The 8,596-nt window shown below is 45.8% G+C and carries 9 protein-coding genes (1 of these 9 only partly in view); 1 reads left to right on the top strand and 8 read right to left on the bottom strand.

The window, feature by feature from the left end:
- From AOU00_RS24055 to AOU00_RS24030, 6 genes are all read right to left on the bottom strand, one after another.
- Window positions 1-712 carry the 5' portion of a pyruvate, water dikinase regulatory protein gene (locus AOU00_RS24055; protein ID WP_069291845.1) on the bottom strand. Its footprint begins 92 nt before the window's first position, so 712 of the gene's 804 nt are visible here — the first part of the coding sequence; it begins with the start codon at window positions 710-712; the stop codon falls past the left edge of the window.
- A gap of 13 nt (window positions 713-725) precedes the next feature.
- Window positions 726-1,340 carry a helix-turn-helix transcriptional regulator gene (locus tag AOU00_RS24050; RefSeq protein WP_223822107.1) on the bottom strand — a complete coding sequence of 205 codons (615 nt, stop codon included), beginning with the start codon at window positions 1,338-1,340 and terminating at the stop codon, window positions 726-728.
- 236 nt (window positions 1,341-1,576) lie between these two features.
- On the bottom strand, window positions 1,577-2,788 hold the full coding sequence (locus tag AOU00_RS24045; protein WP_069291844.1) for an ABC transporter permease: 1,212 nt from the start codon (window positions 2,786-2,788) through the stop codon (window positions 1,577-1,579).
- Complete coding sequence (locus AOU00_RS24040; protein WP_061832084.1) at window positions 2,785-3,504, bottom strand: ABC transporter ATP-binding protein; 720 nt, start codon at window positions 3,502-3,504, stop codon at window positions 2,785-2,787. The genes AOU00_RS24045 and AOU00_RS24040 overlap by 4 nt, the downstream gene beginning before the upstream one ends.
- Before the next feature lie 6 nt (window positions 3,505-3,510).
- On the bottom strand, window positions 3,511-4,971 hold the full coding sequence (locus AOU00_RS24035) for an efflux RND transporter periplasmic adaptor subunit (RefSeq protein WP_069291843.1): 1,461 nt from the start codon (window positions 4,969-4,971) through the stop codon (window positions 3,511-3,513).
- 13 nt (window positions 4,972-4,984) lie between these two features.
- The gene (locus tag AOU00_RS24030; RefSeq protein WP_069291842.1) at window positions 4,985-6,148 is read right to left on the bottom strand and encodes a TolC family protein; all 1,164 of its coding nucleotides are present in this window, start codon (window positions 6,146-6,148) and stop codon (window positions 4,985-4,987) included.
- Window positions 6,149-6,466: 318 nt separating this feature from the next.
- Between AOU00_RS24030 and AOU00_RS24025 the strand changes: the two genes are divergently transcribed.
- Window positions 6,467-6,655, top strand: coding sequence for a hypothetical protein (locus tag AOU00_RS24025; RefSeq protein WP_013370989.1), 189 nt, complete (start codon window positions 6,467-6,469; stop codon window positions 6,653-6,655).
- A gap of 155 nt (window positions 6,656-6,810) precedes the next feature.
- On the opposite strand, the gene AOU00_RS24020 is transcribed toward AOU00_RS24025, so the two are convergent.
- Both AOU00_RS24020 and AOU00_RS24015 read right to left on the bottom strand, forming a co-directional pair.
- Complete coding sequence (locus tag AOU00_RS24020) at window positions 6,811-7,134, bottom strand: MGMT family protein (RefSeq protein ID WP_069291841.1); 324 nt, start codon at window positions 7,132-7,134, stop codon at window positions 6,811-6,813.
- 116 nt (window positions 7,135-7,250) lie between these two features.
- Window positions 7,251-8,411 carry a rhamnogalacturonan acetylesterase gene (locus AOU00_RS24015; RefSeq protein WP_069291840.1) on the bottom strand — a complete coding sequence of 387 codons (1,161 nt, stop codon included), beginning with the start codon at window positions 8,409-8,411 and terminating at the stop codon, window positions 7,251-7,253.
- Between the last annotated feature and the right edge of the window lie 185 nt (window positions 8,412-8,596).

Below are 8,596 nucleotides of genomic sequence, written 5' to 3'. Positions count from 1 at the left end.
GCGCATACGCTATTTCCTCTTCCACCCTCGTCGCTGTAGCATACTGCACATTATTAGGAAGCCCCATAACCTTTAGTCGCTCACTGCGTATTTTTAACAGTAACTCTGGCTCGATCGTTAATCCGAACACTCGACCACGCTGAACATCCTTCAATTGAACAGGCGGTGTCAGCTCCGGTACAACCGGTATGTTGACCGTTTTATAACCTTTATGCGCGAGAAACATGGATAAAGGGGTTTTGGAAATACGGGATACCCCAAGCAATACAATATCCGCTTTAAGAATGGCGCTCACATCTTTGCCATCATCGTATTGAACCGCAAAATCCAAGGCCTCTACACGGCGAAAATAGTTGTCGTCCAGTCGATGCAGCAGACCAGGCTTCTCTTTGGGATCGTCATGGAACGTATCGGCAAACGCCTGCATCATCGGTCCCATAATGTCGACAGCCCGCACATTCAGCCGGACAGCCTCCTCTTTCATCGCCTCTCTCAATTCCGGCTGTACCAGCGTATAAGCTACAAAGCCTTTACGCTCGGCAACTTCCTCCATCACCCGGCTCAGCTCGTCTTCATCCCTCACGTTCATAAATCTTTTGATCTCTGTGTCTGGTAACTCAAATTGGCGCATGGTCGCCTGTACGACAGCTTCTGCCGTTTCGCCAATCGAGTCTGAACAGATCGCTATAAAATGACTGCTCGCCTGAACCATTCGATTCCTCCCATTAATCCTCTGCTACCATATCGAGCAACATTTTAATAATATTCGTTTTTGTAATGCGTCCCACGACTTTCCAATGCTCCCCTGGCTTGTCGGAGTCGGAAGGGACGACGACAGGCAGGCTGTCGATTTGACGGGCAATAATTTTGCGCGCTGCCTCTAATACTGTATCCTCTGGGGAAACGGTGACAACATTCGCCTGTCGGGTCATCACAAGGCTGACAGGAATGGTTGCTGCATTGGGATTGCCTAACGTTACCTTGAGCAAATCCTTGCGGGAAGCCACCCCTGCCAAATCTCCGTCTTCATCGGTGACGATCAAATTGCTCACATTTTCCAAAAAGAGAGCCACGACAGCTTCCTGAATCGTGGTTGTTTCACGTACGATGACTGGAACCCCGTGAAGATCGCCGACCTTCATTTGCAACAGACGGAATTTTTCCTCCCGGTTTGGCGTGCCCCGTTTTCCAACAAAATATCCGACCTTGGGCTTTGCATCTATGTAATTCAGAATGCCCAATTTGGATAAGTCGGTCCGAATGGTCGCCTTGCTAAGATTAAGCATTTCCGCAATCTGATCCCCGGTAATCGGGGCATGCTTTTGTACAATGTTTAAAATTTCTACTTGTCTTGCCGTAAGGTCGATGATGAACGTCCCTCCTTTTTTCTTTCGATCTGATATTGAATATAATACGTCATATATAACAATAAATCAACCTTAAAAATCATATAAAACATCATATATATAAAACTAAAGTGTTTATTCATGTCTTTTCCTCATTTAAAACACTTATTACACACAAAAAACGGGTACTTACACCCTGCTCTTTCGAGTAAGGCGAAGTACCCGCTCCCTTATTCGTATCTTAAAGCATCAATCGGACGTAGCTTCGACGCCTTCCGCGCCGGATATACTCCGAACAACACCCCGACTGCCATACAGCACAGAAAAGAGTACAGCACGGGCTCTATCGAATACACAATCGGCATTTGGACGAATTTCTCGAGCAGCTTTGCACCTCCGAGACCCACCATTACGCCGACCAGTCCACCCATCAGACTGAGAAAAACAGCCTCAGCCACAAACTGCAACATAATATCACTGCGCTGCGCACCAATCGCTTTGCGAATCCCGATCTCCCTTGTGCGTTCCGTAACGGACACCAGCATAATATTCATAATGCCGACACCACCAACGCCAAGCGCAATTGCAGCTACACCGGCCAGCAACATATTCATAATCCGATCAACCCCGGACACTGTTTTTAAGATTTCCGTCTGGGTCATAATCTGAAAATCATCACCCTCTGATGGCTTTAGCTCATGTCTGACACGTAGCACCTGCCGAATTTCAGCACTTGCCTGACTAATCTTCTCCTCTGTTGTTGCGGAGGCGTTCACCTGCTGAATACTCATATTGCCTAGCCGTTCCATCCCCGTTGTAATCGGTACATATACCTGCTGACCACTGTTACTCATATTGGAATTGGAATTTGCCAGCACACCAACCACCTTAAAAGGAAGCTGTTTGATCATGATCGTCTCACCGACCGCTCTGGAAGCATCCGGACCAAAAATATTACGGGCCGCATCACTCCCAAGCACAGCCACATTCATTCGTTTATCCACTTCATAGTGGGTAAAGGACCTACCTTGAGCTAGCGACAGCTTTCTCACATGAACAAATGCCAGCGAAGTCCCCTCAATTTGCCCGCTGACCTTATTGCGACTCCATGTAATATCTGCATTGGTCATCGCACTTGGCGCCACCTCGGCTACTGCTTTTTGCTGCTCTAGCGCCTCGATATCTTCCAGAGATATTCCTTTTGTCTGATTAAACGACATGGAACTTGATCCATCATATGGAGCATAAGGATAAATCATCAGCAGATTATTTCCCATACTGTTGATCTGAGATGTAATCGTAGCCGTTGATCCTTTACCGATGGCTACAATCATAATCACAGCGGCCACTCCGATAATAATACCCACCATGGTCAGCAAAGATCGCAGCATATTGGTTCGCAAACTGTTGAGCGACACACGGATAATTTCCTTAAACTTCATGCCTTCACTTCCTCTGCCGCCATTCTTCGTTTCCCAACAGGCTGATCCTCTTCAATCCGCCCATCTCGAAAATGAATCAGACGCTTGGCGTATTCCGCAACCTCCTGATCATGAGTAACCAATACAACCGTTTTCCCCTGATCATTCAGACGCTGAAAAATCCCCATGATTTCAACACTTGTTTTGGAGTCCAATGCGCCTGTCGGTTCATCCGCCAAGAGAATAACCGGATTGTTCACAAGTGCACGCGCAATGGATACCCGCTGCTGCTGACCGCCTGACAATTCGTTCGGCCTATTGTTCATCCGATCGCCTAGACCTACGCTAGTGAGGGCTTCCATTGCCCGTAAACGACGCTCCTTGGCAGAAATACCCGCATAGATCATAGGCAGTTCCACATTCTCCAAAGCCGTTGCTCGCGGGAGCAAATGAAATTTTTGAAATACAAATCCGATTTTCTGATTACGTATAATAGCCAGTTCATCCTCGCGGGCATCTAATATCGAATAGCCATCCAAATAAAATTGTCCCGATGTAGGTAAATCCAGACAGCCGATGACATTCATCATCGTGGACTTGCCTGATCCAGACGGTCCCATGATCGCAACAAAATCACCGTCAGCAATATCAAGTTGTACCTCACGCAGGGCATGAATTTCCTGATCTCCGACCTGGTACACTTTTTTCAAATCCTCAATCTGAATGACGTATCTCATACCCGTTTAAAAGCCTCCCTGCATGCCGCCCATAGCGGAAGGATCCGGCGGAGGTTCAGGAGCAGGCACAATAAGCGTGTCACCCTCCTTTACACCTGACTTGAGCTCGACTCGATCTGGCGTGTAAAATCCGAGTTCTACGGGCTTGAATGTGCGCGCCCCTGGATTCGCAGCATTATTGGCGGCAACATACACGCCATCCTGTCCCCCTTCGGATCTCAGCGCAGTCGCAGGTACGAACAGTACATTTTTGTGTACTCCCAAAATAACGGCCACATTCATAATCATGCCCGTTTTGAGCTTGCCTTTCGGGTCATGGACAGACAGTTCCATCAGATACGTCGTCATCCCTTCATCCGTAGAGGCTTCCGGTGAGACGAATTGCACCTTCCCTGGAAAAGATTCACCCGGATAGGCATTGGTAGTCAACACGGCTGAAAGACCCTTCTTTACTTTGACAATGTCGGTCTGACTTACCTTTACAACTACCTTAAGATCATTGGAATCCGAGTTATTCATGACAATGAATGGAGCGGTCGGACTAGTCCCCACATCCCCGTTCACCTTCAAGATCACTCCGTCCCAAGGTGCTGTGACCTGAAGCTTGTTCAATTCATTTTTCTTCTGCTCCAGTTCCGTCGCCTGTCTTCGAACCTCTATCCGTGAGGCTTGAATATTGGATGCATCAGCAGGAACCTGAATTTTGCGAAGCTCTGCCATTGCCGTACGATATCCGATTTCAGCTTCTGAAATGGTGCGACGTTTTTGCGACATGATTTTGCGGAACTGCAGATCCAGACCATCATAGTCCGTCTGTGCTTTATCCAGTGCTTGCTCTGCCTGCTCCAATTCACTGTTGGACACCGCACCGGCATCATGTAAAAACTTTTGGTCTTCATATGCCTTTCGCGCCTGTTCCAACAGCTTTTGGGAAGTTTTCTTCTGACTTTCGGCTTCTTCCAATTCAAATGATTCTTGCGCTGTATCGATAGCCATTTTGGCCCGAAGTACATTTGTCTTCTGAATTTCAATATCCTCTGCCTTCGGACCTTTTTCTAATTCAGCCAGCTTGGCTTTGGATATTTCCAAAGTATCAGACGCAGTCTGAATTTGCATTTTAATTTCTGAACTGTCCAGAAGAGCCAGCACCTGTCCTTTTTTCACCTTGTCCCCGGCTTTCACATTTACCGCTGCCAGCTTGTTATCACCTGCACTCGTGAAGTTTAACTTCACTTCCTTGGATGCTTGCACAGTGCCGGACGTGTCCAGCTTCTCACTCACATCGCCGCGCTCTACTTTAAGCGTCTCATCCTGAACTAAAGGTGCCTCCTGCTCCTTGGGCAGATTCAGATATACTGCCGCTCCGCCTCCACCTACAACCAGTAGAACAATTGCAGTCCATATCCACTTTTTTCTCCGTTTTTTCCGTAACTTGATTAAAGCATCATTTAAAACCGTTTCTGCCAACGCCGTTTCCTCCCTATGTGCTCCATGGCTTGTTCAACGTATACTCATTTTGATCCAACTCGATCGCCAGCTCTTCCATTTGCCGTTCAATCTGGTTCACTTTTAGCTGATTATTTTTCAACTCCGTCTCGATAATTAGACCTCTGGCCCACTTTTTGCGTGATAACTCCAAGGCCTCTTTTGCCGTACGCAAGCTTTCTTCCAGTTGTACGTATTTCTTTTGGTTTTCCTTAACCGTGGCATACAAATTGCGGAGTGATTCAGCAAAATCCTTTTGACCTTTGGCGAGCTCCTCTTTGGCTGTATCGACATCCATTTTAGCTAGATCGTAAGCACCTGCGCCGCTGTTAAAATCGAAGTATCTCACATTGAGCTCCGAAGTTTTGATACTATCCTCCAGCTTCCATAAATTCGGATTCATGTCTGTCAGCTGTTGTATATGTAATTCGATATCCAGTTTTTTGGGTTCCTTGTACACGGGTCGATCAACCAATTCATAAGCTGTTCCATTAGGCTGTCCCATAAGGAAGTTCAGAGCATCTCTGGATTTTTGCAACGCAATTTTCCCCTGCTCTACTGTTTGCTGAGCCTGGCTTCTGGCCTGTGTACTCTCGTTTTTCGTATACTCAGACAGCTTGCCGCGCGCAAATTTAGCAAGTGCAATCTTTTCCTCCGCTTGAGCAATTTCAAGCGCTTCCAGATCATTTTTCACCTGGTTTTCTGCTACAAACACACTTTGGTAGCTTTTCATCACATTAAAATAAATCTGGTCTTTGGCGAACTGCGCCTGCTTTTTGCTGGCTAGATAGGATAAGGTAGAGGAACTGTAATTCTTCCATGACGTTTCATCATCAACATACTCATTGTCTATAAAATCGACAGGTGAATTCCCCAGATCCTTTTCTGCATTTTTCAGTTCCATTCTGCGACGCTCTACGTCCCGTTCGGCGGTACGCGTATTGTAACTGTTCGTCTGTGCCCATTCCGCGGCCTGCTTGAGTGTCAATGTAGGTAAAGCCTGACCCGTTACGGATGATGTCTTCGATGTAGCCCCAGCGGATGGACTAACTGACGTACTTGATGCTACATTTCCTGATAAACTCTCAGCCTGTACAGTGGAGGCCAAGCCTGATGATAAGGACAATACAAGCAGCACGGCAGCCGCTTTTTGCTTCATAGATGAATCTCTCCCCTTTCGTGCGTTCTTCGAATCATTTCCATTCTTTTCGACATAAATTTCCACGAACTCTTTGCATTCTAATTGTACTTTCAGGTTTATGTTGGTACAAGGTGTCAAAACAATACATTTTTGTAACCTTTACTTCCTGATTACTCGCTTTATACTACTTTTCGTCCAATAAGACATTGATTCAAGCTATTTTTACCTGAACTTTACCTAATTTTCAGCTAATTTTAAGGAAACCAACAGCATCTATTAAGGTTTGGAACATATACTAGAGAAAGAATAACAGCCGCTCACTGGGAGGGTTAATAGATGATAAAAGAATCTCGCATGACAACCACTAACGAACCGTCTGATTTGTGGATGACCCGCTTTTTACGTGAATCAGAACAAAAAAAGAAACAACTAATCCGGGAAGCCCGGAAAAACAACGATATACCGCTGATGAACAGCATTTCTTTTCACCTTGCCCAACGGGATCAGCAGCATCTTATCGGATAAAATGACAAATGAATCTTATGCTATAAATAACAGATTACCTCTAGTTATCTGCTTCGTATGCTAGATAAAAAAATCCGGGACAAATCGATAATTGATTTGTCCCGGATCTTTGTGATGATCAAACCCAATATATAACCGCATAGCTTGTTCCATTCCTATTCTTCCATCTCCACCTGAGGATCATAGAGATATTGATCTAGTGGAATACGCCCGCTTTCATTAAAATGTATGCCTTCCTCCTCTAAATACAGACGCTGCAGGGATGCGGACTCATCCTCCTGCAAAGCAATCTCCCCCAAACGGTTGACTACTCTATGCCAAGGAAGTCGGTGTTTTTCGCTCAATGTATGCAAAATTCGCACCACCTGTCTGGCACCTCTTGGGCTTCCTGCCTCTGTCGCAATTTGACCGTAAGTCATTACTTTTCCCTCAGGGATCAACCGTATAATTTGAAGCACACGGGCAGTGAAAGGCTGCATGTTCTAATTCCTCCGTATTACTATTGCTTTTTCAATAATTATAGCACTATGAACAGAGGCTAAAAACCCCTGCTCCTACGAATGCAAGAAGCAGGGGAAAACCCATTAATTTAAATTTAGAATCCGCTCAGACCCTGCCTTTTTAAATCCTGTGCTACCAATCGGGCCAATTCCCTTGCACCTTCATAGTTTGGATGGAGTGTATCGCCATTCATATACAAGGCCAGTGTAGCGTCTTTACCAATAGAAGTGAAATAAGCTGAACTAAGAACATTCAGATCGACTAAAGGTGTTTGTTCCTCTTGAGCCAGCGCCAAAATAGCGCTTCTATACCATCTATTTTCTGCGTTGTGTACATGGTTAGCATTAAAGTCAGTGGCTCGTCCTTGCGGAGTTGACAGGATTACCGTCGCCCCCTTAGCCTTAACCTGCCGGATCATATCCCGCATCCAGTCCTTAAACTCCGCTTCGCTTTCGTTATGCTTTGGATTGGTGTCATTAATGCCCAATTGGAGAATAAAATAATCCCCCGGCTTGATATATTGGACGATGGCCTCCAACTGACCGTCCTGGTGGAAGCCTCTAGCAATTTGGCCTCCTGACGCCATATTGCGAATTTGAAAAGTATTCGTGTTCACAAACTCTGGCAGCAGTTGACCCCATCCCGCCTGCACACTGCTATCTAGCGGATAATAGTTACAAACCGTAGAATCTCCACCGATATAAATCGTTCGATTCGTAACCGGATTGCTAGATAATGGCCTGATTTCCAATGCACTGAGTGTGAAGACCGCGCCCTCTTTGCCTTCAGTAACCAGCAGATTTAGCTGTCCGTCTGTCACTGGAATTTGAAAGCGATCCTTGGCCCCATTCCCTGTCATATTAATGACCTGATATACCCCTTCAACCGCAATACTCGAACGAGAGGTATCCCCTAAAGTAACCGACACCTCATACAAACCAGGAGGAAGATCAACGTCAAAAGTATTCTCGCTTTTCGTACCTGTAGCCAGGAACCGTACCGCATCGCTTGCCACTCCAGTCCCCGAAGCACCGACATTACGCATATTCTCAGGGGTACGAAAGCCATAGCCACGTGCTGAGTCATAGGACAGCGAAGCGCTCACTCCAGTATAACCCGTTTCGACCGTACCTCCACCAAAATCAAACTTGTACTCGCCAGCGGATGCATGTGCCGGGGTAGCTATGCCCACACCTGGTGCACCACATAAAAAAGCTGCTAAAAGCATACCAGTCAATCCTTTTTTCCACTTCATTCTTCATTCCTCCTCCAAATTTTTAATTGTATGAAGCAAAGGATATTTCGTTTTTTGTAAGCGTATACATAAAATTCTACCCATTGTTGCAGGTTTATACCTATGTAATTCTTATGCAAAAGAAAAGTAGTTTATTCGTTAAGCTGAAACTTGTACTTGTACACAAAAAAGCTTCGCAGTTACAA

The sequence above is a fragment of the Paenibacillus polymyxa genome, assembly GCF_001719045.1.
Taxonomy (GTDB): domain Bacteria; phylum Bacillota; class Bacilli; order Paenibacillales; family Paenibacillaceae; genus Paenibacillus; species Paenibacillus polymyxa_B.
Note: the sequence above shows the minus strand (reverse complement) of the source record. Positions and strands in the feature narration are given on the sequence as shown.

Bases quoted from the DNA above. Each gene is read 5' to 3' on its own strand.
- AOU00_RS24020 (WP_069291841.1), bottom strand. From the start codon at position 7,134: ATGCAGCCTTTCACTGCCCGTGTGCTTCAAATTATACGGTTGATCCCT.
- AOU00_RS24025 (WP_013370989.1), top strand. From the start codon at position 6,467: ATGATAAAAGAATCTCGCATGACAACCACTAACGAACCGTCTGATTTG.
- AOU00_RS24045 (WP_069291844.1), bottom strand. From the start codon at position 2,788: ATGAAGTTTAAGGAAATTATCCGTGTGTCGCTCAACAGTTTGCGAACC.
- AOU00_RS24040 (WP_061832084.1), bottom strand. From the start codon at position 3,504: ATGAGATACGTCATTCAGATTGAGGATTTGAAAAAAGTGTACCAGGTC.
- AOU00_RS24030 (WP_069291842.1), bottom strand. From the start codon at position 6,148: ATGAAGCAAAAAGCGGCTGCCGTGCTGCTTGTATTGTCCTTATCATCA.
- AOU00_RS24015 (WP_069291840.1), bottom strand. From the start codon at position 8,411: ATGAAGTGGAAAAAAGGATTGACTGGTATGCTTTTAGCAGCTTTTTTA.